Origin of the sequence: Pseudomonas sp. S9 (genome assembly GCF_000222125.1) — a bacterium.
Classification (GTDB): Bacteria; Pseudomonadota; Gammaproteobacteria; order Pseudomonadales; family Pseudomonadaceae; genus Aquipseudomonas; species Aquipseudomonas segetis.
Map to the genome: position 1 here is coordinate 92303 of NZ_AFFX01000010.1, position 22467 is coordinate 114769.

At 57.6% G+C, this 22467-nt stretch carries 20 protein-coding genes; 15 read left to right on the plus strand and 5 right to left on the minus strand.

Features of this window, described 5'->3' with window-relative positions:
* The first annotated feature begins 63 nt into the window (after positions 1 to 63).
* From PSES9_RS25410 to PSES9_RS24365, 5 genes are all read left to right on the plus strand, one after another.
* Positions 64 to 1203 carry a uroporphyrinogen-III C-methyltransferase gene (locus PSES9_RS25410; RefSeq protein WP_029529637.1) on the plus strand — a complete coding sequence of 380 codons (1140 nt, stop codon included), beginning with the start codon at positions 64 to 66 and terminating at the stop codon, positions 1201 to 1203.
* Complete coding sequence (locus tag PSES9_RS0117980) at positions 1200 to 2447, plus strand: heme biosynthesis HemY N-terminal domain-containing protein (protein ID WP_010489314.1); 1248 nt, start codon at positions 1200 to 1202, stop codon at positions 2445 to 2447. The genes PSES9_RS25410 and PSES9_RS0117980 overlap by 4 nt, the downstream gene beginning before the upstream one ends.
* A 174-nt stretch (positions 2448 to 2621) precedes the next feature.
* A complete protein-coding gene (locus tag PSES9_RS0117985; RefSeq protein ID WP_010489316.1) occupies positions 2622 to 3113 on the plus strand; it encodes a disulfide bond formation protein B in 492 nt (163 codons plus the stop codon).
* A 321-nt stretch (positions 3114 to 3434) separates the two neighbouring features.
* Entirely contained in the window at positions 3435 to 3908 is a 474-nt protein-coding gene (locus PSES9_RS0117990; protein ID WP_010489318.1) for an Rsd/AlgQ family anti-sigma factor, read from the plus strand.
* Positions 3909 to 4315: 407 nt separating this feature from the next.
* On the plus strand, positions 4316 to 5455 hold the full coding sequence (locus PSES9_RS24365; protein ID WP_010489320.1) for an AlgP family protein: 1140 nt from the start codon (positions 4316 to 4318) through the stop codon (positions 5453 to 5455).
* A 4-nt stretch (positions 5456 to 5459) separates the two neighbouring features.
* Here the strand turns inward: PSES9_RS24365 and PSES9_RS0118000 are convergent, their stop codons facing one another.
* Complete coding sequence (locus tag PSES9_RS0118000; RefSeq protein ID WP_010489322.1) at positions 5460 to 5924, minus strand: TIGR02444 family protein; 465 nt, start codon at positions 5922 to 5924, stop codon at positions 5460 to 5462.
* Between the two features lie 50 nt (positions 5925 to 5974).
* On the opposite strand from PSES9_RS0118000, the gene PSES9_RS0118005 reads away from it, so the two are divergent.
* The 5 genes from PSES9_RS0118005 to PSES9_RS0118025 all read left to right on the plus strand — a co-directional run bounded on the left by PSES9_RS0118005 (position 5975) and on the right by PSES9_RS0118025 (position 11747).
* The gene (locus tag PSES9_RS0118005; RefSeq protein WP_010489324.1) at positions 5975 to 7891 is read left to right on the plus strand and encodes an ATP-binding cassette domain-containing protein; all 1917 of its coding nucleotides are present in this window, start codon (positions 5975 to 5977) and stop codon (positions 7889 to 7891) included.
* A gap of 157 nt (positions 7892 to 8048) precedes the next feature.
* Entirely contained in the window at positions 8049 to 8681 is a 633-nt protein-coding gene (gene rhtB, locus PSES9_RS0118010; RefSeq protein ID WP_010489327.1) for a homoserine/homoserine lactone efflux protein, read from the plus strand.
* Between the two features lie 80 nt (positions 8682 to 8761).
* Positions 8762 to 9100, plus strand: coding sequence for an enhanced serine sensitivity protein SseB C-terminal domain-containing protein (locus PSES9_RS0118015; RefSeq protein ID WP_010489329.1), 339 nt, complete (start codon positions 8762 to 8764; stop codon positions 9098 to 9100).
* Positions 9101 to 9338: 238 nt separating this feature from the next.
* Entirely contained in the window at positions 9339 to 11240 is a 1902-nt protein-coding gene (locus PSES9_RS0118020; RefSeq protein ID WP_010489331.1) for a cytochrome c/FTR1 family iron permease, read from the plus strand.
* A 51-nt stretch (positions 11241 to 11291) separates the two neighbouring features.
* Positions 11292 to 11747: a YaiI/YqxD family protein gene (locus tag PSES9_RS0118025; RefSeq protein WP_010489333.1), complete on the plus strand. Its 456-nt coding sequence runs from the start codon at positions 11292 to 11294 to the stop codon at positions 11745 to 11747.
* Between the two features lie 30 nt (positions 11748 to 11777).
* Here the strand turns inward: PSES9_RS0118025 and PSES9_RS0118030 are convergent, their stop codons facing one another.
* Positions 11778 to 12248 (minus strand): thioesterase family protein, encoded by a 471-nt coding sequence (locus tag PSES9_RS0118030; protein WP_010489336.1) that lies wholly within the window; start codon positions 12246 to 12248, stop codon positions 11778 to 11780.
* A 116-nt stretch (positions 12249 to 12364) separates the two neighbouring features.
* Entirely contained in the window at positions 12365 to 13024 is a 660-nt protein-coding gene (elbB, locus tag PSES9_RS0118035) for an isoprenoid biosynthesis glyoxalase ElbB (RefSeq protein WP_010489339.1), read from the minus strand.
* 337 nt (positions 13025 to 13361) lie between these two features.
* Here elbB and PSES9_RS0118045 point away from each other — a divergent pair, with 337 nt between their 5' ends.
* Positions 13362 to 14597, plus strand: a complete 1236-nt coding sequence (locus PSES9_RS0118045) for a sterol desaturase family protein (RefSeq protein ID WP_010489341.1) — start codon at positions 13362 to 13364, stop codon at positions 14595 to 14597.
* Positions 14598 to 14612: 15 nt separating this feature from the next.
* On the opposite strand, the gene PSES9_RS0118050 is transcribed toward PSES9_RS0118045, so the two are convergent.
* Entirely contained in the window at positions 14613 to 15209 is a 597-nt protein-coding gene (locus PSES9_RS0118050) for a DedA family protein (RefSeq protein ID WP_010489343.1), read from the minus strand.
* A gap of 258 nt (positions 15210 to 15467) precedes the next feature.
* Between PSES9_RS0118050 and hemB the strand changes: the two genes are divergently transcribed.
* Together hemB and ppk1 are read left to right on the plus strand one after the other, a co-directional pair.
* Complete coding sequence (gene hemB / locus PSES9_RS0118055) at positions 15468 to 16481, plus strand: porphobilinogen synthase (RefSeq protein ID WP_010489346.1); 1014 nt, start codon at positions 15468 to 15470, stop codon at positions 16479 to 16481.
* An 18-nt stretch (positions 16482 to 16499) separates the two neighbouring features.
* On the plus strand, positions 16500 to 18704 hold the full coding sequence (gene ppk1, locus PSES9_RS0118060) for a polyphosphate kinase 1 (RefSeq protein ID WP_010489347.1): 2205 nt from the start codon (positions 16500 to 16502) through the stop codon (positions 18702 to 18704).
* Here ppk1 and ppx read toward each other — a convergent pair.
* Entirely contained in the window at positions 18691 to 20193 is a 1503-nt protein-coding gene (ppx, locus tag PSES9_RS0118065; protein ID WP_010489349.1) for an exopolyphosphatase, read from the minus strand. The genes ppk1 and ppx overlap by 14 nt on opposite strands.
* A gap of 357 nt (positions 20194 to 20550) precedes the next feature.
* Between ppx and trxA the strand changes: the two genes are divergently transcribed.
* Both trxA and rho read left to right on the plus strand, forming a co-directional pair.
* Positions 20551 to 20877, plus strand: coding sequence for a thioredoxin TrxA (trxA, locus tag PSES9_RS0118070; RefSeq protein WP_010489350.1), 327 nt, complete (start codon positions 20551 to 20553; stop codon positions 20875 to 20877).
* A gap of 233 nt (positions 20878 to 21110) precedes the next feature.
* Positions 21111 to 22370: a transcription termination factor Rho gene (gene rho, locus PSES9_RS0118075; protein ID WP_010489351.1), complete on the plus strand. Its 1260-nt coding sequence runs from the start codon at positions 21111 to 21113 to the stop codon at positions 22368 to 22370.
* Positions 22371 to 22467: the final 97 nt, after the last annotated feature.

Sequence of the window (22467 nt, forward strand, 5' to 3'; positions counted from 1 at the left end):
GCGGCGTTGTTGGCGGCGTTGCAGGCTGAGTCTGCCCCGCCCTCTGAGACAAAGGATGGATACGTGAGCGAAGCGACTTCCCCGAAAGAGCAGCCTGTGCAGGATGCACCAAAGCCAGTCACTAAAACACCAGCGCCAGACAAGTCTTCGAACGGTAGCGGACTGGCGATAATCGCCCTTTTTCTCGGCGCTGCAGGCGTTGCCATTGGCGGCTGGGGTGTCTGGCAGTTGCGCATGTTGCAGGCAGGTGAGCAGCAGCAGGTGGCGCAACTTGAGCAAACCCAGGCTCAGGCCGCAGTGCTTTCACGACAGGCGAAAAGCCTGGACGATCGTTTGCAGTCGCTACCGCCACCCGATGAGCTGGATGAGCGTCGGCGCCTGGTCTTGCAACTCCAGGGCGACCAGCAACTGCTCAACAAACGGCTTGAGACTGTACTTGGTGCCAGCCGCCAGGAATGGCGCCTGGCCGAGGCCGAGCACTTGTTGCGCCTGGCCAGCCTGCGCCTCTCGGCGCTGCAGGATATCAACAGTGCCACGGCCTTGGTCCGCACCGCGGATGAAATTGTCCGTGACCAGGATGACCCGGCTGCCTACGCGGTGCGTGAGCAACTGGCGCAAAGTCTTGAGGCGCTGCTGACCACGCCGAATCCTGACCGCACCGGTTTGTTCTTGCAACTGGGCGCGCTGCGCGACCAGGGCATGCAGCTCAATGCACTGAATCCATCATTCAAGGATGACGGTGGTGCCCTGGGCCAATTGGCCGAGGAAAACTATGGGGAAGGCTGGTGGGCCAGTCTTTTGGAGACCGCTGGGCAGTACGTTCGCCTGGATTTCCATGCCGACCAGAATATTCGTCCATTGCTGGCTGGCCAGAGCCTTACCCAGGTTCGCCTGGCCTTGAGTCTGGCGCTGGAACAAGCGCAGTGGGCGGCGTTGCACGGCCAGACGGCCGTGTACAAGCAGGCGCTGACGCAGGCAGCCGATGTGCTTGATGGCAACTTCAACAAAGACAACCCAAGCAGCCGTGCCCTGCGCGCACGGGTGGGCGAGTTGATTGACCAGAGCATCGAGGTCAAGGCGCCAGACCTGACTAATTCGATCAATGCCATGCAGGCCTATATCGAGAAAAAGCAGTCGGCTCGTGAACGCCTGAAAAATGCACCGGTTGCAGACAAGCCGGCGGCGGAGGAGGCGACTCAATGAAGCGCGCTTCCCTGCTGATATTTATCCTGCTGGTTGCTGGTGGACTGGCTCTGCTGGGCTACTCGATTGCCGAGCACAAGGGTTACGTATTGCTGGCCTACAAGAGCTTTCGTTACGAATCCAGCTTATGGATATTCCTGGCGCTGATTGTTGCGCTCTGGCTGATTGTCTACCTGTTGCGCCTGCTGCTGCGTCTATTGGTGACCTCTGGCCGGCTGGTGAACCCCTGGTCGCGCCTGCACCGCAATCGACGTGTGCGCCTGGCTTCAGAGCAAGGCTTTGTTGACCTGGTTGAAGGGCGTTGGTCTGCTGCGCTACGCCATTTGCGTAAAGCTGCCGAGGCCGAACCATTGCCCTTGATGTATTACCTTGGTGCTGCCCGTGCGGCTCATGAGCTGGGGCAAAAGGAAGAATGTGACGCGCTGTTGGAGCGGGCACTGGAACGTCAGCCGCAGGCGGAGCTTGCCGTGGCGTTGAGCCATGCCGAGTTTCAACAGGGCCGTGGCGAATTTGAGGCCGCGCTGGAAACCTTGCAGGTGATGCATGAGCGTCACCCGAACAACCAGCAAGTGCTTAAGCAGTTGCAGCAGCTCTATGTACGCAATCAGGATTGGTCGGCATTGCTTGGCATCCTGTCCTCTGTGCGCAAGGAAAAAATGTTGAGCAGTGACGCGCTGGCTGAGCTTGAGTTGAAAGCGTGGCGCGGTCGCCTGGCAGCGGCGGCGACCCCTGGAGAAGGCGGTCATGAAGCTGCACAGGCAAATCTCAACAACGCCTGGAAGCAGCTGTCTTCTGCCCAGCAACAAGAGCCCATGCTGGTTGCAACCTACGCCGAGCAGTTGCGTCAGCTGGGTAATGAGGACGAGGCAGAGGCTATGTTGCGTGCCGCGCTCAAGCGCAGCTATGACAGTCGCTTGGTGCGTTTGTACGGCTTGTTGCGTGGCAGGGAGGGTGCGCGTCAGCTGCAAACGGCCGAGAGCTGGCTGAAGGATCACCCAACCGATGCCGACTTGCTTCTCACCTTGGGACGCATCTGCAGGCACAACCAGCTGTGGGGCAAGGCGAAGGAATATTTTGAAGCCAGCCTGCGTTTCCAGCGGCACCCGGAAACCTGTGCCGAGCTGGCACGTTTGCTCGCACAACTGGGCGATACGGAACGCAGCAACCAATTGTTCCAGGAAGGATTGGGCCTGCTCGACCAACGATTCAGCGCCTTGCCTGCGACTGCAGCCGCCAGCAATTAAGCTGGCAAGCCTCAAAGGTCCATGCATCCATGGGCTTTTGAGGCAGAGGCCCTAAGCGACCTGTGGTGGCTATTGGCTGACGGCCAGTTGCGTTATCACGCGCTTTTACCTTGAAACGCCTGGGCGCTTTCTACTACCGTATGCGCCCTTGTCATCATCCTTTTCGGAGCCACCATGCAATTGGCTAGCCCACGCAGTCTATTTTTGCTCGCCTTCCTTGGCTGTGTCGCCTTGATGGGCGGTGCGCTCTATCTTGAGCATGTTGTTGGCCTGGAGCCTTGCCCGCTATGCATCTTGCAGCGGATCGCGGTGATTTTGTTTGGACTGTTTTGCTTGATTGCCGCCATTCATGGCCCAGGACGTATCGGTCGGCGGATATATGCTGCCCTCGCGTTGTTCAGTGCCCTGGTCGGTGCGGGTACGGCTGCGCGTCAGATATGGTTGCAAAACATTCCGGCTGACCAATTTCCGGCGTGTTTGCCGAGCCTTGAATACATGATGGATCCACTGCCGTTTCAAGAGATTATCCGCGTGGTCTTGCATGGCTCTGCCGACTGCGCCGAGGTCAACTGGACATTGTTTGGCATGAGCATTCCCGAGTGGAGCCTGCTGGCCTTCATTGCCATGATCATTTTTGCCTTGCTGCAATTATTCCGCCGCGTCTAAACCGGATATACCTGGGCCAGGCAAGGATGCCAGCCCCTGGTGGCCTGGTTGATCTCGCACTTCTCTCTGTCCTGGTTGCGCCGGCTGTGGCTTGGTGTGCCCTCAAGCCCTATGCTGCTTGAGCTACAGATTAAACGCCCGTATGAAATTTTCTCGACACAGTGCCTTGATGGCAAATGGCGGGAAGCATACTCTGACTCCACAACAACAGTTGGCACCCGTTTACCAGGGTCCCAGTCGTGTATTGAATAAGCCGATTGTTAGAAAAATGTCTCTAATCGGGCGTATAACAGAGAAACCGATAAGGGGAGTGAGGTCATCATGCTCGATAGTTGTCAGAACGCTCAGGAACGATGGGGTGGTGTTCACCAGTTGATCGATCGTTGGCTCAAGGAACGCGAGGAGTTGGTTCTGGCATATTCTGCTGCCAGCGCACCCACTACTGCCGTGACTACCAATGAACCTGCCGTACAAAAATTCTGTGAGGTTTTGGTCGATTACGTATCGGCAGGCCATTTTGAAGTCTATGAGCAGCTCACCAATGAAGCCAAGGCCTTTGGTGATGAACGAGGTCTTGAGCTGGCCAAGCAGATCTATCCGCGTATTGACTCTATCACCGAGGTTGCGCTGTCGTTTAACGACCGCTGTGACAACGGCGATTGCCGGGATAATGCGTCGTTGGTGGCAGAGCTGAATCAACTGGGTCGATTGCTTCATGAGCGTTTCGAACTCGAAGACTGCTTGATCGAAGTGCTGCATAACGCCCATCAAGAGCAATCGACTGCTGCTGTTTAAGCGCCGGTTGCCAATCAACATTTAGCGTTTTATCGGTGCAAACTGCATCGACAAAGCGCTGTCCTTGGCCTTTGAAGCGCGCGCTTTATGGGTGCCTGACTCTTGCCGGGCTAGCCTGGCTTTCCTCATTCTTCTTGACTGAATACAGGCCCTGCATGGGCTTACTGTGCAGGGGCTTTTGGCTTTCTGGATTGTGGCGTTGTGATGACTTGAGTCGCGTTGCGGCACGTTCTGTTCAATTGTAGGTCTGAATAATTCAGATCCTGTTATTGGCGGCTCCGGCTTCTTGAATAGTTGGGCAGGGGTGCAAATATTCTCGTCAATACTCCAACAAATGAGCGGATCACTAGCGACTGTGCAGTCAGGCGTCTAGTATGGGCTCATCAACAACCGCCAGGAGGCGAGCCATGTCGGCGAAAAAGAGCGCAAACAAAAAATCGGTTTCGACCCCGTTGCACTTACTCCAGCAACTTTCCGGAAGCTTAATGGAGCTCCTGGAGGATGCTTGCAGCAAAGCCTTGGTTGACGCAGAAAAACTGCTCGCCAAACTCGAAAAGCAACGTGGCAGTGCCCAGGAAAAGCTGCATAAAGCCCGTGGCAAGTTAGAAGATGCCGCCAGTGCGGGTAAGAGCAAGGCACAGAAGAAAGCCAAAGCCAGCGTGACTGAGCTTGAAGAGCTGCTTGATGCGTTGAAAGAGCGCCAGACGGAAACCCGCGGCTATATCGTCAAGCTCAAGCGTGATGCCCAGGAGAGCCTGAAGTTGGCCCAAGGTGTTGCCAAGGTCAAAGAGGCGGCCAGCAAAGCTATTGCCAGCCGTGATGCAAAACCTGTCATGGTCAAGGCCGCGCCAGCCAAGCCAGCGGCTAAACCCGCTGCGCGCAAGCCGGCAGCCAAGCCCGCTGCATCTCGTGCTGCGGCCAAGCCAGCGGCTAAAACCACAGCAGCCAGGCCTGCAGCCCGCAAGCCTGCAGTGACCAAAGCCGCCGCTGCCAAGGCCCCGGCTAAAGCGACCGCAGCAAAACCTGCGGCCAAGCCAGCGCCTGCGCGTGCAGCCGCAGCCAAACCGGCAACTAAAACCACCGCCGCAAAACCTGCTGCGCGCAAGCCGGCTGCGAAACCAGTAGCGAGCAAAACTGCAGCAGCCAAGGCGCCTGCAAAAGCCCCGGCGGCCAAACCTGCTGCCAAGCCAGCAGCACGTTCAACACCAGCAGCTAAGCCGGCTGCATCCGCAAAGCCAGCGCCTAAAGCATCCGCGGCCAAGCCGGCGGCTAAACCTGCTGCGCGCAAACCGGCAACGGCCAAGCCTGCGGCGACTAAAACGCCGGCCGCCAAAGCCCCAGCCGCGAAGCCCGCTGCAGCAAAACCGGCTGCCCGTAAGCCGGTGGCGCGCAAGCCTGCAGCCAAGCCCGCTGCCAAGCCTGCCACGCCAACTGCAACCGGTGCATCAGCGCCAACACCGACTGGTGCCACATCGACAGCTTCCGCTGCCACAAAACCTGCTGCCAGCGTGGCTACTCCGGCTGCAAAACCTGCAACCGAGTCTTAAGCGCTTAGCGATACAGGGCCGCGATGCGCAGTTGCTCCAGCGCATCGCGGCCTGTTTCATTGAGCACGGGGGCCATGCCCTGCAGCCAGGCCGTCAAGGTTTCTTCGGCGCCATCGGGCCAACCTGCCATCAATGCAGCTAAACGTTGCAATTGTATTCTTTCCGCCTCGACTTCCAGGCGCTTGACCTGCTCCCGTAACAGCGCCAGCTCACTGTCGTTGTTCGCCGCAGCACGCCAATCCATGCGCACTTGTCGCAAGGCGGTGACCACGCCATGTTGCCAGGGCCGCGCAAGCAAACGCATTTTTTCCGCATGGTCGGGGTTGTAGGCCACTCCACGCCTGCCCAGCCAGGCAGCGCAAAGCAACAGGCACACATCGCTGCCCAGTCCTTGCAAGGTCAGGCAAGCCTGTTCGACTTCGGGGCGCTGATAAAAGCCTTCGGCGAATCGCCACAGATCAGAGGACATAGTGCTTTCCGGGATTGTCGCGAAGGACTCTGATAGACTCCGCCGCCATTATGATTCGACTCTTGAACCTTACATTACAACGCGGCCCTCAACGTTTGCTAGAAGACGCTGAGATGACCCTGCACGCCGGTCACAAAGCCGGTCTGATCGGTGCCAATGGTGCCGGCAAATCCAGCCTGTTTGCCCTGTTGCGTGGCGAGCTTAGCGCCGATGCCGGTGACTGCCTGTTGCCGGCCGACTGGCGTATCGCCCACATGCGCCAGGAGGTTGATGTCCTTGAGCGCATCGCGGTCGATTATGTCCTCGACGGTGACGTACATCTGCGCCAGGTGCAAGCCGAATTGGCCAAGGCTGAGGCCGAGCATGATGGCGCGGCAGTTGCCCGCCTGCATACTGCGCTCGATAGCCTCGATGGTTATACCGCCGAGGCCCGCGCGCGCAAACTGCTTGCCGGGCTGGGCTTTGACAACGCGCAGATGGACCGTCAGGTCGGCGACTTTTCCGGTGGCTGGCGTATGCGCTTGAATCTGGCGCAGGCGCTGATGTGCCCCTCCGCCTTGTTGCTGCTCGATGAGCCAACCAACCACCTTGACCTCGATGCGATCCTCTGGCTCGAGGGCTGGTTGAAAAGCTATCCGGGCACCATGCTGCTGATTTCTCACGACCGTGACTTTCTCGATGCGGTGGTGGATCACTTTGTGCATCTCGATCAGCAAAAGCTGACGCTGTATCGCGGTGGATATTCGGCGTTCGAGCGCACTCGTGCCGAGCGCCTGGCCCAGCAGCAACAAGCGTTCGAGAAGCAGCAGGCGCAACGTGCGCACATGGAAAAGTACATTGCGCGCTTCAAGGCGCAGGCCACCAAGGCGCGCCAGGCGCAGAGCCGAATCAAGGCGCTTGAACGGCTTGAGGAGTTGGCTCCGGCGCATGTCGACTCACCATTTGACTTCAGTTTCCGTGAAGCTGAAAAGATTTCCAGCCCGCTGCTGGATCTCGATAATGCAGTGCTCGGCTACGGGCAAACCGTGATCCTGGAGAAGATCAAGCTCAACCTTGCACCCGGTGCGCGCATTGGCCTGCTAGGACCCAACGGTGCAGGTAAGTCGACCCTGATAAAAAATCTCGCCAATAATTTGCAGCCGATCTCGGGGCATATGCAGCGTGGCGAGAACCTGGTGGTCGGCTACTTCGCCCAGCACCAACTGGATGCGCTGGACGATAAAGCCAGCCCGCTTTTGCATTTCCAGCGCCTGGCGCCTACCGAGCGTGAACAAAGCCTGCGCGACTTCCTCGGCGGTTTCGATTTCAGGGGGCCGCGTTGCGATGAGCCGGTGAAGAACTTTTCCGGCGGTGAAAAGGCGCGCCTGGCCTTGGCGCTGATCGCGTGGGGCAGGCCCAACTTGCTCCTGCTCGATGAGCCCACCAACCACCTCGACCTGGAAATGCGCTTGGCGCTGACCATGGCCTTGCAAGAGTTTTCCGGCGCCGTGGTCGTGGTCTCGCACGACCGGCATTTGCTGAAAAGCACCACCGATGAGTTCCTGTTGGTGGCCGACGGTGGCATGCGGGTATTCGACGGCGACCTGGAAGACTACAGCCGTTGGCTGGTCGATTACCGTGCTCGCCAAGCGCCAGCGACGACCACGCGCACTGACGCGGGGGCTGATCGAACCGACAAGCGTGCCCAGCGCCAGGCCGCAGCTGCACTGCGCCAGCAGTTGGCACCGCACAAGCGCGAAGCGGACTCATTGGAAAAGCAACTAGGCCAGTTGCACGACAAGCTTGCGCAGGTTGAAGGCAAGCTCGGCGATGCGGCGATATATGACGCAGCCCGAAAAGACGAGTTGCGCGATTTGCTGGCCGAGCAAGCAAGGTTGAAGGTCCAGGAGGCGGATCTTGAAGAGCGCTGGATGGAAGCCCTGGAAACATTGGAGTCGTTGCAGAAGCAACTTGAAGACGCCAGCTGAGCCTGAGGTTTACAAGGGTTCATCTTGATAATTTACCGCTGCGCCGACTTGATCGAGTGACTGACAGGGCTTTACGATCATCGTCTGGCTGGGCGGTTTCCAAGGAAAGGGATAGGCTATCGGTCATCCCTTTTTATCTGTGTGTGGAGACATGGCAATGGCACTGGAAACCTGGCTGGCTTTTTTTGTGGCGTGCTGGATTATCAGTCTTTCTCCGGGTGCCGGTGCCATCGCCTCGATGTCGGCAGGCCTGCAATACGGTTTTTGGCGTGGTTACTGGAATGCACTGGGCTTGCAGATCGGCTTGGCCCTGCAGATCGCTATAGTTGCAGCTGGGGTTGGAGCCATTCTTGCGACTTCCGCCCTGGCGTTCAGCCTGATCAAGTGGTTTGGCGTGCTGTACCTGGTATACCTTGCATATCGGCAGTGGCGAGCATTGCCGAGCGATCTGAGTGCCGAGTCTTCCGAGCGTCCGATTGGCCGTCCACTGAGCTTGGTCTTGCGTGGTTTCCTGGTTAATTTCAGCAACCCCAAGGCCATAGTCTTCATGCTTGCCGTGTTGCCACAGTTCCTGAACCCGCACCAGCCTCTACTTGGTCAATACCTGGTGATGGGCGTGACCATGATCTGTGTCGACCTGATCGTCATGGCGGGCTACACCGGGTTGGCCTCCAGGGTCCTGCGCATGCTGCGTTCGCCTCGCCAACAACGGCTTATGAATCGTAGTTTCGCGGTGCTTTTCGTGGGGGCCGCTGGCTTGTTGGCAACGGTTCGTCGCGCAGCAGTTTGATATGGTACGATCGTGCGTAAATGATGGGGCCTAATCGCTCCTGAAGGCTTTGGTCTTTACTTCTTTTACTGAGTAACAGCATGTCGTCGACATTGGTTCAGCCCGATTGCTCTGCAGAAAAACCGCGTCCAATTGTTGTTGCATTAAGCTTGCCCCCGTTGGAAAAAGCATTGGTTCCGGTCTGTGCAGAACTGGCGATCACCGAGGCTTATTTCGCTGCATTGCGCCAGCCGGGCGATGCCCAGGCGCCACGCTTGTTGTTGGCCATCAGCGGTGCAGAAGTTGCCAGGCAGCGGCGCTTGGCCGCAGCAGTGGCCGAGATGTTGCCGGATGATGTCGAGCTGGATCTGATTGAACTGGCGGACGATGAATTTTCCGAGACCTTGCGAAAATCCTGCACCCCATTCTATAGCCGCTGACTCAGCACTCGCCCAAGACGTGGCGTTGCACGTCTCGGCCTGCCCTCGATAACGCCCATGCAGGCTTGCCGCGCCTAGCTCAGGCGCGCTGCAGCCGTTGTCCTGGTCGCGCAGCACGCAGCACAGCCGATGGTTTGCGACAAATAGTCACCCACCAACAGGCATTCACCTGTTGAGGAAGGTGCTGGCTAGGTCGACAATATAACGACATACATTCGTATTCGATATTGAGTCCCATATGCACGTTCAACGTCGTATTTTGAGTTGGCTATTGTTGCCATTGATGGCGTTTTGCAGCCTGTCGGTCGTGGCCGAGCCTGTCGACGGGGCTGCCCAAGCCCTGCACATGCTGGGGTATCTCGGGGCGGACTACCCAGCCACAGTTGCCAATGGCGAAGTTGTTGACGCGGGGGAATACCGTGAGCAACTGGAATTTCTTGGCGTGCTTCAGGGCTTGATCCAGGCGTTGCCCGCCAATGACAGCCGCGAGCAACTTGAGACGGGTGTCGCCAGCTTGCGCAAAAAGGTTGAACAGCGTGACGAAGGCGCTGTTGTGTCGCTGCAAGCGCGGCAACTGGCAGCCTTGTTGGCAAGCGCCTATGAGGTGAGCCAGGCGCCATCGATTACGCCCGATCCGGCACGCGGCGAGCCTCTGTACGCACAGAACTGTTCGGTGTGTCACGGCGCTACAGGTGCTGGCGATGGCCCGGCCGGGGTTGGTCTTGAGCCGCCACCGGCAAACCTGCGTAACGCGGCACGTCTTGATCACCTGAGTCTGTATGACATCTACAACACCATTGGCTTGGGGGTAGAGGGTACCGACATGGTGGGGTTTGCAGATCAGCTCGATGATCGCCAGCGCTGGGACCTGGCCAGCTTTATCGCCAGCTTTACCGCAGACACATCGCTCAAGGGGGATTCGTTTGGGATCGCCAGCCTGGCTGCGCAAACCCCTGCTGAAATCGAATCAGCCCAGGGCAAGGACGCTGCTGCCTTGTTCCGTGCACAGCGTGCTGCGCCTGCGATTGAGCAGCGCGGGGCGGCGCAGCTGATCGCCCATACCGCGCAAACCCTGGAAAAAAGCCTCAAAGCCTATCGCGATGGTGATCAGGAACAGGCCTATGACCTTTCCGTAGGCGCCTACCTCGAAGGCTTCGAGCTGGTCGAGAGTGCCCTGGACAATATTGATTCTGTGCAGCGCAAGACGACCGAGCGTTCGCTGATGGCCTATCGTCAGGCGCTGCAGGACAACCTGTCCGTAGGTCAGGCGGCACAGCGTCTCGAACAAGCCAAGGTTGAGCTGGACAAGTCCGCGGCATTGCTCGATAGCGACCATGGCATGTCGGCCTCGTTGACCTTTATCTCCAGCTTGCTCATCTTGCTGCGTGAAGGCCTCGAGGCCATCTTGGTGCTGGCCGCGATCCTGGCATTCTTGCGCAATACCGGCCAGGAAAAAGCCGTGCGTAGCGTTCACCTAGGCTGGGGGTTGGCGATCCTGGCGGGTATCGGTACCTGGGCCTTGGCGGCCTACTTGATTGATGTCAGTGGCGCGCAGCGTGAGTTGCTCGAAGGTGCGACGGCGCTGTTCGCCAGTGTCATGGTGCTGTGGCTGGGAGTGTGGATGCATGATCGTCGGCATGCCGCTGCGTGGCAGAACTACATCAGCAGTAGCCTGGTTAGCGGCGGTGGTCGTTTCGGTTTTGCCTTGCTGGCGTTTTTCTCGGTTTACCGCGAGTTGTTTGAAGTGATTCTGTTCTACGAAACCCTGTGGCTGCAGGCCGGCCCGGAAGGCCACAACATGGTCTTTGCCGGGGCCGGTGTTGCCCTGGTGCTGCTGTTGGGAGTGGCCTGGATCATCCTGCGCGCCCCACGCAAACTGCCGTTGGCGACCTTCTTCACCCTCAATGCGATACTGCTGTGCGTGCTTTCTGTGGTATTTGCTGGTCACGGTGTTGCCGCCTTGCAGGAAGCCGGTGTGTTGGGTACGCGTCCAGTCAGTTTCTTCGAGTTTGATTGGCTGGGTATCCATCCAGACGCCTATAGCCTCGGTGCGCAAGCATTTGCACTGATTGCGATCATTGTGCTCTACGGTCGCAGCTGGTTGGCTGAGCGTCAGCGTGCAGCGCTTGGTACTAAGTAACGAAACCTGGCTTGCGATTGTGCACGCCGCTAACCCAACAGGACGCCCGGCATGACCCGTGTATGGATAGATGCAGATGCCTGCCCGCGCGCCGCGCGCGACCAAGTCGTCAAGTTTGCCTTGAAGCGCGGTTTCGAGCTGGTGTTGGTTGCCGGGCAAGCGCAGCCGCGACCGAACTTTGCCTGTGTGCGCCTGATCGTGGTGCCAAGTGGTCCGGATGCGGCGGATGATTACCTGGTGGAACATGCCGTGCCCGGCGAGCTGGTGATCTGCAGTGATGTGCCCCTGGCCGATCGACTGGTCAAGAAAGGCGTTGCTGCACTCGACCCGCGCGGCAAGGAGTTTGACGAGCGCAACATGGGCGAGCGCCTGGCGGTGCGTAATCTGTTCACCGACCTGCGTGAGCAAGGCCAGGTGGGCGGCGGGCAGGGGGCTTATTCGGATAAGGACCGCCAGCAGTTTGCCAATAGCCTCGATCGTATCCTGACGCGTTTAGCTCGTACCTGAATAATCTGGGCTGCCGTGGTCGAATCAGGTTCATCCACAGAGATAGGTGCCGGTGCCGACCGCAATCAAGGTGCCGTCATCGCTGTGCAGTTCACTGCGCACTACGGCGACCTTGTTACCGGAGCGCAGTAGCACCGCGCTGGCGACAAAGCGCTGGCCACGTCCCGGGCGAAGATAGTCAACCCGCAAGTCGATGGTTCCCAGTTTGGAAAGGCGGTTCATTCGTTCGCTGCTTGAGAGGTGCTGATGCCGCTCAAAGGCGCCAATCAGGGCCATTGCGCCACCAGCAACATCCAGGACTGAAGAAATAACGCCGCCATGCAGGATGCCGTGGATGAAATTGCCTATCAGTTCATCCTTCATGGCAAAACTCATGAGCACCTGCTCTGGCGCAAGTTGATCAACCTCAATGCCAATTACATTGTTGAAGGGAATGCGCTGGAAAAAGCTTCTGACCGCTTGCTGCAGTTCATCGGTCATTTCAAAGGTGGGTTCGGGCATTGGCGGCTCACGTAGGCGAATATATCGCTTACGCTGCCGCACTATCGATGCGCTGACTAGAGGCTCGGCGGGTGTGCGGTGACTATTGGCACAAAAGGCCTGCGCTGTTTGGAGCTTCAGGCCTGGGCCATCTCCAACACCCGATCTACCAGCTTGTAGATGCCGGAGGCGGCTTCGCTGATCGATTGGGCAAGCATGTAGGCTGGCGTTGTCACCAGCTTGCGCGTGGAGTCCTCAAACACCTCACTGACCTCGCATTCGTGATGTATGGCGCCCATGGCTGTCAGCGCGCTGGCGGTGTCCGGGTCGTTGCCTATGGTGCAGTTGACACCTTCGCCGAAAAAACGCGCAGCCATGGCCGGGGCAATACACATCAGGCCGATGGGTTTTTTCGCCGCGACAAAGCTTTGCACGGCCTTCAATACATCGGGTTGTACCTTGCAGTTGGCACCGGCAATGGCAAAGTCAGACAGGTTTTTCGCCGCGCCAAAACCACCAGGAATGATCAGGGCGTCGAAGTTGTCAGCGCTGAGTTCATGGACATTCTTGACTTCGCCACGGGCAATGCGCGCCGACTCAACCAGCACGTTACGGGTTTCACTGGTTTCGTCCCCCGTCAGGTGATCAACCACATGCAGTTGCGGGATGTCCGGGGCGAAGCACTGAACCTGCGCGCCGCGTTGGTCGAGCCGCAACAAGGTGATTACGCTTTCATGGATTTCCGCGCCGTCATACACGCCGCACCCGGAAAGAATCACTGCTACTTTTTTATTCATTGAGTACTCCTAATTGCGCTATGCCGGCAGGCACCATGGACGTTGTGTCTCAATGTGGGCCGGCGCCCCAAGGATTGATATTGATTGTATGGCGGGTGTTGCGGTGCCAGGCAAGCGCACTTGCTAGCTTTGACTCTGGTTCAGCCCAATTGTTGCATTTGGCCATGCCCGTCTCAATCAGCTCAATTGCCTATCTGCAAGTGTCCTGGCGCGGTTTGCCTGGCGTCATCCGCCACTGAATTTGGCTTGTTCGGCCGCGAACCAGGGACGTGCCTGGACTATGCTTTAACTTGCTTTGAGCGTAGCGCCAGAATAACCATAACGATACGGCTGAGATATGAATTACATCCTCTATGCAGTGCCATTCTTCTTTGTGCTGATCGCCCTTGAGCTATTGGCGGATAAATGGAGAGGCGTCAGGACCTATAACCTGTCTGATTCGATCAACAGCATGAGCGCTGGAGTGCTGTCGACCACGGTTGGCTTGGTGACCAAGGTAGTTGGGCTGCTCACCTACACCCTTGCCTGGGAGCATTTTGGCCAGCTTGAACTGGCGGCGGACAGCCTTTGGGTGTGGCTGTTTGCCTTTGTTATGTATGACTTTTGCTACTACTGGAACCATCGCCTGGGTCATGAGCGCAGCGTGCTCTGGGCCGCGCATTCGGTGCATCACCAGAGTGAGGAGTACAACCTCACCACCGCTTTGCGCGAGACCAGCACGGGATTTATCTTCGGCTGGATTTTCTACCTGCCAATGGCGCTGGTCGGGGTGCCGCCAATGGTGTTCCTGGCGGTGGCTTCGCTGAATCTGCTTTATCAGTTCTGGGTGCACACGCGGCACATCCCCAAGCTGGGCTGGTTCGAGTGGGTATTTATCACGCCATCCAACCACCGGGTCCACCACGCGCAAAACCAGATCTACATGGACCGTAACTACGGCGGGGTATTTATCCTCTGGGACCGTTTTTTTGGTTCATTCCAGGAGGAACTCGACGAGCATCCAGTGATATTTGGGGTGACCACGCCGCTGGCCAGTTGGAATCCATTGTGGGCCAATTTGCAGGTGTATGCGGCGCTGTGGCAAGACGCCAAGCGCACTTCATCCCCTTGGGACAAGCTACGCATATGGTTTATGCGCACTGGCTGGCGCCCGGCCGATGTTGCCGCCGCATACCCGCAAGCCAAGCCTGACCTGCGCCAGTTTGTGAAGTTCGATGTGCCGCTGAGCCTTTATCGCAAGGTCTATGCCGTACTGCAATTTAGCCTTTACGTGCTCGGTGGTAGTTACCTCATGGCCAATGCCGGGCAACTGAGTGTGGCGGCGCTACTGGCTGGGTGCCTCTGGGTTGGCTTTGGCCTTTATTGCATTGGCATGTGGCTGGAGAACCGTGACTGGGCGACGCGCATTGAACTGCTGAGGCTGGTGCTCAATCTGCCACTGCTATGGTTGGCAGACTTGCAAGGGATGGTCCATATGAATGGCCTGGCCTGGCTGCTCCTGGCGGTCTACAGCGCCATGAGTTGTGTGGCACTGGTGGCTGAGCGGCGGGGCAATCAACCGGTCGCGGCTTGAATTGAGTGCTGCGGATCAGTTGTTTGAATGATCTTCGCCAGTGACTTGGGCCTGTGCTGGCTTATTGCGTGCCTTGCGCAGTCGGTACAACCACAGGCCCAAGCCGAGCACGGCGAGAGTTCCCAACACATAGAACTCATAGCGGCGCAGATCGCCGAGCACCGACTGCAACGCACTGCCCAGGTGATATGCCGCGTAGCTGATGCCTATGGACCAGACCGCGACGGCAATGCTGTCCAGCAATAGATAGCGTCGCCATGAGTAACCGGTCATGCCAATGGCGATCGGCATGACCATGCGCATGCCATAGATGAAGCGAAAACACAAAACCCACAGGTCTGTGTTGCGTCGTAAATGATGCAGGGCTTTGTCGCCCGCTGCCTGCCAGCTGGGTTTCTTTGCCAGAATCCGGCGACCGTGCCGACGGCCGAGGAAGTACCACCATTGGTCGGTCGCCAAGGTGCCGCAGAACGCAAAAAACGCCACCCACTCGATCTTCAGGTAGCCTTGCAGGGCAAAATACGCGCCGAGCAGTACCGTGGCTTCGCCTTCGACAAAGGTGCCCAGAACCAGCGCGAGATAACCGAATTGATGGAGCAGGTTTTCAAACATCCAGGTGCCTCAGGCATGAAGCCGTATAGATTACTCCTTCCATTGACCCTGTGCTCGACGGCGCGTTGCTGGAGGGTCACAATAATCCGCTTGATTGATGGCCGGGACCTGCCAAGCCCGGTTTGACAGGCTCGATACCGCTGCCGTGTCGCCAAGTGCGACGCGCAGTCGCAGCTCGCTGAAGACTGTCATTAATTGGTCATAATGTTCGTTTATAACTGTCACACTCGCCCGTTGCTACGGGCTATGGAGTCTGTCGTGAGCTTTACCCCTGCCAATCGTCTGTTTCCCGCCACACGCCTGCGCCGTAACCGTCGTGATGAATTTTCCAGACGTCTGGTTCGCGAGAATCGCCTGAGTGTTGATGACCTGATTCTGCCGGTATTTGTGCTCGATGGTGAAAATCGCCGCGAAGCCATTCCATCCATGCCGGGTGTCGAGCGCCTGAGTATCGACCTGCTGCTGCAAGAGGCGCAGAAGTGGGTTGAACTGGGCATCCCGGCGCTGGCCTTGTTTCCGGTCACTGCGGTCGAGAAGAAAACCCTCGATGGCTGCGAGGCCTGGAATCCGGATGGTATTGCCCAGCGCGCCATTCGCGCATTGCGTGAGCGCTTCCCGGAGCTGGGGGTGATCAGCGATGTGGCCCTGGACCCGTTCACCACTCATGGCCAGGACGGTATCCTCGATGCAGACGGCTATGTGCAAAACGACATTACCGTCGATGCCCTGGTCAAACAGGCGTTGTCGCACGCCGAGGCCGGCGCCCAGGTTGTGGCGCCTTCGGACATGATGGACGGTCGTATCCAGGCGATCCGTGAAGCGCTGGAGCTTGCCGATCACACCAATGTGCGGATCATGGCTTACTCGGCCAAGTACGCCAGCGCTTATTACGGCCCGTTCCGTGATGCCGTCGGCTCAGCGGCAAACTTGGGCAAAGGCAGCAAGAACACCTACCAGATGGACCCCGCCAACGGCGATGAAGCCCTGCACGAAGTGGCGGCTGACCTGGCTGAAGGTGCGGACATGGTCATGGTCAAGCCCGGCATGCCATACCTCGACATCGTCTGGCGCGTCAAACAGGAGTTCAAAGTGCCGACCTTTGCCTACCAGGTCAGTGGCGAGTACGCCATGCACATGGCAGCCATCCAGAATGGCTGGCTCAGCGAAGCGGTCATCCTGGAGTCGCTGACCGGCTTCAAACGTGCAGGTGCCGACGGTATCCTGACTTACTTTGCCGTGCGTGCGGCCGAACTGCTAAAACAAGGGCAATAGTCCCCAGGAACCTCGCTAATGAACACCGAAGGATTGACTGAATTGCAAACCGAAGCGCCAGCGGCTCAAACGCCGGTAGAAGTTGTTGAGACGCCACCTGCGGCTGTTGTTGCAGAGGCCCATCCAGCTCCGCCAATGGTGGTGCCGAGCCTGGATGACAGCAGCCTGTACATCCATCGCGAGCTGTCGCAGCTGCAATTCAATATCCGTGTGCTTGAGCAGGCGCTGGATGAGTCATACCCATTGCTGGAGCGCCTGAAGTTCCTGTTGATCTTCTCCAGCAATCTGGATGAATTCTTCGAGATTCGTGTTGCGGGCCTGAAAAAACAGATCACTTTTGCCCGTGAGCAGGCGGCTGCCGATGGCTTGCAGCCGCATCAAGCCTTGGCACGTATTTCTGAGCTGGTGCATGAGCAAGTCACGCGCCAGTACAGCATTTTGAATGAAACGCTGTTGCCGGCACTGGAAAAGCACAATGTACGCTTTATCCGTCGTCGACACTGGAACACCAAGATCAAGGCTTGGGTACGGCGATATTTCCGCGATGAAATTGCGCCGATTATTACCCCGATCGGGCTCGATCCCACGCACCCCTTTCCGTTGTTGGTCAACAAGAGCCTGAACTTTATCGTCGAGCTTGAAGGCGTTGATGCCTTCGGTCGCGACTCGGGTCTGGCGATTATTCCTGCCCCACGCTTGCTGCCACGCATTATCCGCGTGCCGGAAGAAGTGGGTGGCGCGGGCGATAACTACGTGTTTCTGTCCTCAATGATCCACGCCCATGCCGATGACTTGTTCGTGGGCATGAAGGTCAAGGGTTGCTATCAGTTCCGTCTCACCCGTAACGCTGACCTGTCGGTGGATACCGAGGATGTCGAAGACCTGGCGCGCGCCTTGCGCGGCGAGTTGTTCTCGCGTCGTTATGGTGATGCGGTGCGCCTTGAGGTGGTCGATACCTGCCCGAAAAACCTCAGCGACTATTTGCTCAAGCAGTTCGGCCTGGCCGAGAGCGAGTTGTACCGTGTCGGCGGCCCGGTAAACCTGACGCGACTGTTCAGCGTCACTGGCCTGGAAAGCCATCCGGAGCTGCAATACACGCCCTTTACCCCGGTTATTCCCAAGTTGCTGCAAAACAGCGACAACATCTTCAGCGTTATCAGCAAGCAAGATATTTTGCTCTTGCATCCGTTCGAGTCGTTTACACCTGTGGTCGATCTGCTACGCCAGGCTGCCAAGGACCCGCACGTTCTGGCGATCAAGCAAACCCTGTATCGCTCGGGGGCCAACTCGGAAATCGTCGATGCCCTGGTTGAAGCGGCGCGTAACGGTAAGGAGGTGACTGCGGTCATCGAGCTGCGCGCACGTTTTGATGAGGAGTCCAACCTGCAACTGGCGAGTCGCTTGCAGGCTGCGGGCGCTGTGGTTATCTACGGCGTTGTCGGATTCAAGACGCACGCCAAGATGATGCTGATCCTGCGCCGTGAAAGTGGCGATATCGTGCGCTATGCGCACCTGGGTACCGGTAACTACCACGCCGGCAATGCCCGTCTCTACACCGATTACAGCCTGCTGACGGCCGACGTAGCCCTGTGTGAAGACGTCTCGAAAATGTTCAGCCAGTTGATCGGCATGGGTAAAACCCTGCGCATGAAGAAGTTGCTGCATGCGCCCTTTACCCTGAAAAAAACCTTGCTCGACATGATCGCCAAAGAGACCTTGCTGGCCACTGAAGGCAAGCCTGCGCACATCATGGCCAAGTTCAACTCACTGACTGATCCGAAGATTATTCGTGCCTTGTACAAAGCCAGTCAGAGCGGGGTCAAGATTGATCTGGTGGTGCGCGGCATGTGCTGCCTGCGTCCGGGTATTCCGGGTGTGTCGCACAACATCCAGGTACGCTCGATTATCGGGCGCTTCCTTGAGCACACGCGGGTGTTCTACTTCCTCAATGAGGGCGAAGAGAAAATCTACCTGTCGAGTGCCGACTGGATGGAGCGCAACCTCGATAAGCGCGTGGAAACAGCGTTCCCGGTCGAGGGCAAGAAGCTGATCATGCGGGTCAAGAAAGAGCTGGAGATGTACCTCAGCGATAATACCCACAGCTGGGTACTGCAGCCTGACGGCCGCTACCTGCAAAGCAGCCCCACTGGCAACCAGAACCCACGCAGTGCGCAGGCCGGGTTGCTTGAGAAGCTGACAGTACCGCTGGTTAGCGCACGCTGAGCTCAATGCCGACGCGCTTGAGCCATTCGGCTTCCTGGGTGAAGTCAGCCTGAGTCAAGGGGTTGGCTTCAAGCCAGCCATCGGGGAAGCGGTATTCAAGGCTCTGCCCGGAGGCGTTTAGCTCCACCTTGGGCATTTCCTGGGTGCTGCGGATGTGGTGGAACAAGATCGCGAAGCGCAGCAGTATGCACAGGCGAATCAGCTTGACGCCTTCTTTGCCGAACTCAGCGAGCTTGTCCTTGGGAATGTTGCGTCTGTGGCCGCGTACCAGCAAAGCCAGCATTTGCTGGTCGATGCGTGAGAAGCCGGCCAGGTCCGAATGCTCGACCAGGTAGGCGCCATGCTTGTGGTACTGATAGTGGGCAATGTCCAGGCCCAGCTCGTGGACGCGTGCGGCCCAGCAGAGTAACTCCTTGTGCCAATCCTCTTTTAGCGACCAGGCCTTTTCAACCTGGCTCAACGCCTCAAGGGCCTTGGACTCGACACGGGCGGCTTGCTCAAGGTCGACGTGATAGCGTTCCATCAGTGCGCTCAGGGTGCGCTCGCGGACATCTTCATGCTGATGGCGGCCGAGCAGGTCATAGAGCACGCCTTCACGCAATGCACCCTCCGAATGCGTCATGCGGCTCAATTCGCAAGCATCGAAGATGGCTTCCATTATTGCCAGGCCAGCCGGGAAGATGCCGCGACGATCCACCTTGATCCCATCGAGATCAAGCTTGTCAACGTCGCCAAGCTTGAGCACCTTGCGCTTGAGCCAGGCCAGCCCTTCGCTGTTGACTTCGCCCTTGCCCAGGCCCGCTGCCTGGATAGTCAAGCCAATTGCCTTGATAGTGCCAGAGGCGCCTACGGCCTCCTCCCAGCCGATGCGGCGCAGGGAGTGCTCGATCCCCATCAGCTCAAGGCGAGCAGCTGTATAAGCCTGGGCATAACGCGCCTGGCTAATCTTGCCGTCCTTGAAGAAGCGCTGGGTATAACTCACGCAGCCCATCTGCAGGCTTTCTCGCAGCAGCGGTTCAAAGCGTTTGCCGATGATGAATTCAGTGCTGCCACCACCAATGTCGGCAACCAGGCGCTTGCCAGGTGTGTCGGCGATGCTGTGCGACACACCAAGGTAGATCAACCGGGCTTCTTCGCGGCCGGAAATAACCTCAACCGGATGGCCCAGTACCTCTTCGGCGCGTTGGATAAATTCCGTGCTATTGCGTGCTTCGCGCAGGGCATTGGTGCCAACGATGCGCACCGCTCCCTGGGGCAGGCTTGCGGTGAGTTGGGCAAAGCGTCGCAGGCAATCGATACCACGCTGCATGGCCTCGTCATTGAGGATGCGTTCTTCGTTGATTCCCGCGGCAAGTTGCACCTTGTCGCCAAGGCGCTCAAGGATACGAATCTCGCCATGATCGGCTTTGGCTAACACCATATGGAAGCTGTTTGAGCCAAGGTCGATAGCGGCAATCAATGGGAATGACTCGTTAGCGTTTTCTGGCATGGCATGTGAGGTCTCGATGCTTAACTTGGTCATCGTGCCACGATCAATCGGTCACGCCAACGACTAGCAGCCAGCAACAAGTATTTTTGCAGTTCAATAAGGGGCTGGATCCCAAGCAGGCAGAGGCCGGCCGAAGGCCTTCGGTTGCATCTGAATAAATCTTTACAAGTCGCGCAAGCGCCTTGGCACCAGGCTGTGTTTTTTTACTCTGGCAGTGCCGCAGCTAGGCTTTGCAGCCGGTACGATACGGAAATTGTATTGAGTTATTGAAAAACGCAATTGTGCTTTTCTGGCTGTGACCGCAAAGCCGCGCTATGATGTCTGCCAATTTTGTTGCTTCCGAACACGGAGATTTCCATGAGCGAATTCATCACCAACGTCAGCGACGCAAGCTTTGACCAGGAAGTTATCCAGGCCGAAGGCGCTATTCTGGTCGATTACTGGGCTGAATGGTGTGGCCCGTGCAAAATGATTGCGCCGGTTCTTGACGAGATTGCCCAGACTTACCAGGGCAAGCTGAAAGTCTGCAAACTGAACATCGACGAAAACCAGGAAACCCCGCCAAAGTATGGTGTTCGTGGTATCCCAACGCTGATGCTGTTCAAGAACGGCAATGTTGAGGCGACCAAGGTCGGCGCGCTGTCGAAGTCGCAACTGACCGCATTCCTGGACAGCAATATCTAAGCTGTTTTGCGAGCAAGCCCCGAAATATCGGGGCTTTTTTGTGTTTTAAGGCTAGACGTGCGCGTTTGCACGATGTTACATTCGGCCTCGCTGTATTTCCTATACAGCCCCCTGCATAGCCGTCGCCGACGCATTCCTTTTTGAATCACTTCGCGATCCAGTCGCCTTCAGTGCGGCGCGGCCTCCCAAGCTAATAGCTTATTTTCCCTCCTCACAATGATTACGTCATTCCTATGAATCTGACCGAACTCAAGCAAAAGCCGATCACTGAACTGCTCGAAATGGCCGAACAGATGGGCATAGACAACATGGCCCGCTCGCGCAAGCAGGACGTGATTTTCTCGCTACTGAAACGACATTCCAAAGGCGGCGAAGAAATTTCCGGTGATGGCGTGCTGGAGATTCTCCAGGACGGTTTCGGCTTTCTCCGCTCTGCTGATGCCTCGTATCTCGCTGGCCCAGACGATATCTATGTCTCGCCAAGCCAGATTCGCCGCTTCAACTTGCACACTGGCGATACCATCGTCGGGAAAAACCGCCCGCCCAAAGAAGGCGAGCGCTACTTCGCACTGCTCAAGGTCGATACGATCAACTACGATCGTCCAGAGAACGCGAAGAACAAAATTCTGTTCGAAAACCTGACGCCGCTGTTTCCCAACAAGCGCCTGGTCATGGAAGCCGGTAACGGTTCCACCGAGGACATCACCGGTCGCGTTATCGACTTTTGCGCCCCTATTGGCAAGGGCCAGCGTGGCCCGATCGTCGCACCGCCAAAAGCGGGCAAGACCATCATGCTGCAGAACATCGCCAGCAACATCACGCGTAACAACCCCGAGTGCCACCTGATCGTCCTGTTGATCGACGAGCGCCCGGAAGAAGTGACTGAAATGCAGCGCACGGTGCGCGGCGAAGTGGTTGCTTCGACCTTCGATGAGCCGCCAACCCGCCACGTGCAGGTTGCTGAAATGGTGATCGAGAAGGCCAAGCGTCTGGTTGAGCACAAGAAAGACGTGGTCATCCTGCTCGACTCCATCACTCGCCTGGCGCGTGCCTACAACACCGTAATTCCAAGCTCTGGCAAGGTATTGACCGGTGGTGTCGATGCCCATGCCCTGGAGAAGCCCAAGCGCTTCTTCGGCGCTGCGCGTAACATCGAAGAAGGCGGCTCGCTGACCATCCTCGCCACCGCGCTGGTTGAAACCGGCTCGAAGATGGATGAAGTGATTTACGAAGAATTCAAAGGTACCGGCAAAATGGAGCTGCCTTTGGATCGCCGTATCGCTGAAAAGCGCGTTTTCCCTGCGATCAATATCAACCGCTCCGGCACCCGCCGTGAAGAGTTGCTGACCGCCGAAGACGAGCTGCAGCGCATCTGGATTCTGCGTAAGTTGCTGCACCCGATGGATGAGATTGCCGCCATTGAATTCTTGATCGACAAGCTTAAAGCGACCAAGACCAATGACGAGTTCTTCATGTCCATGAAGCGTAAGTGATTGGTTTGCGGCCGTGTGTGCTGCGGTGATGCTGCGTTAGCAATTACCTCGGCCGCTCGTACACTGCGCGGCCTCGGTAATTTCTGCCTTGCCTGAC

Bases quoted from the DNA above. Each gene is read 5' to 3' on its own strand.
- rhtB (WP_010489327.1), top strand. From the start codon at position 8,049: ATGGCACTGGAAACCTGGCTGGCTTTTTTTGTGGCGTGCTGGATTATC.
- PSES9_RS0118005 (WP_010489324.1), top strand. From the start codon at position 5,975: ATGATTCGACTCTTGAACCTTACATTACAACGCGGCCCTCAACGTTTG.
- PSES9_RS0118000 (WP_010489322.1), bottom strand. From the start codon at position 5,924: ATGTCCTCTGATCTGTGGCGATTCGCCGAAGGCTTTTATCAGCGCCCC.
- PSES9_RS0118045 (WP_010489341.1), top strand. From the start codon at position 13,362: ATGAATTACATCCTCTATGCAGTGCCATTCTTCTTTGTGCTGATCGCC.
- PSES9_RS0118025 (WP_010489333.1), top strand. From the start codon at position 11,292: ATGACCCGTGTATGGATAGATGCAGATGCCTGCCCGCGCGCCGCGCGC.
- ppk1 (WP_010489347.1), top strand. From the start codon at position 16,500: ATGAACACCGAAGGATTGACTGAATTGCAAACCGAAGCGCCAGCGGCT.
- PSES9_RS0118050 (WP_010489343.1), bottom strand. From the start codon at position 15,209: ATGTTTGAAAACCTGCTCCATCAATTCGGTTATCTCGCGCTGGTTCTG.
- PSES9_RS0118020 (WP_010489331.1), top strand. From the start codon at position 9,339: ATGCACGTTCAACGTCGTATTTTGAGTTGGCTATTGTTGCCATTGATG.
- ppx (WP_010489349.1), bottom strand. From the start codon at position 20,193: ATGCCAGAAAACGCTAACGAGTCATTCCCATTGATTGCCGCTATCGAC.
- elbB (WP_010489339.1), bottom strand. From the start codon at position 13,024: ATGAATAAAAAAGTAGCAGTGATTCTTTCCGGGTGCGGCGTGTATGAC.
- PSES9_RS0118030 (WP_010489336.1), bottom strand. From the start codon at position 12,248: ATGCCCGAACCCACCTTTGAAATGACCGATGAACTGCAGCAAGCGGTC.
- PSES9_RS0117990 (WP_010489318.1), top strand. From the start codon at position 3,435: ATGCTCGATAGTTGTCAGAACGCTCAGGAACGATGGGGTGGTGTTCAC.
- PSES9_RS0118015 (WP_010489329.1), top strand. From the start codon at position 8,762: ATGTCGTCGACATTGGTTCAGCCCGATTGCTCTGCAGAAAAACCGCGT.
- rho (WP_010489351.1), top strand. From the start codon at position 21,111: ATGAATCTGACCGAACTCAAGCAAAAGCCGATCACTGAACTGCTCGAA.
- PSES9_RS24365 (WP_010489320.1), top strand. From the start codon at position 4,316: ATGTCGGCGAAAAAGAGCGCAAACAAAAAATCGGTTTCGACCCCGTTG.
- PSES9_RS0117985 (WP_010489316.1), top strand. From the start codon at position 2,622: ATGCAATTGGCTAGCCCACGCAGTCTATTTTTGCTCGCCTTCCTTGGC.
- PSES9_RS0117980 (WP_010489314.1), top strand. From the start codon at position 1,200: ATGAAGCGCGCTTCCCTGCTGATATTTATCCTGCTGGTTGCTGGTGGA.
- trxA (WP_010489350.1), top strand. From the start codon at position 20,551: ATGAGCGAATTCATCACCAACGTCAGCGACGCAAGCTTTGACCAGGAA.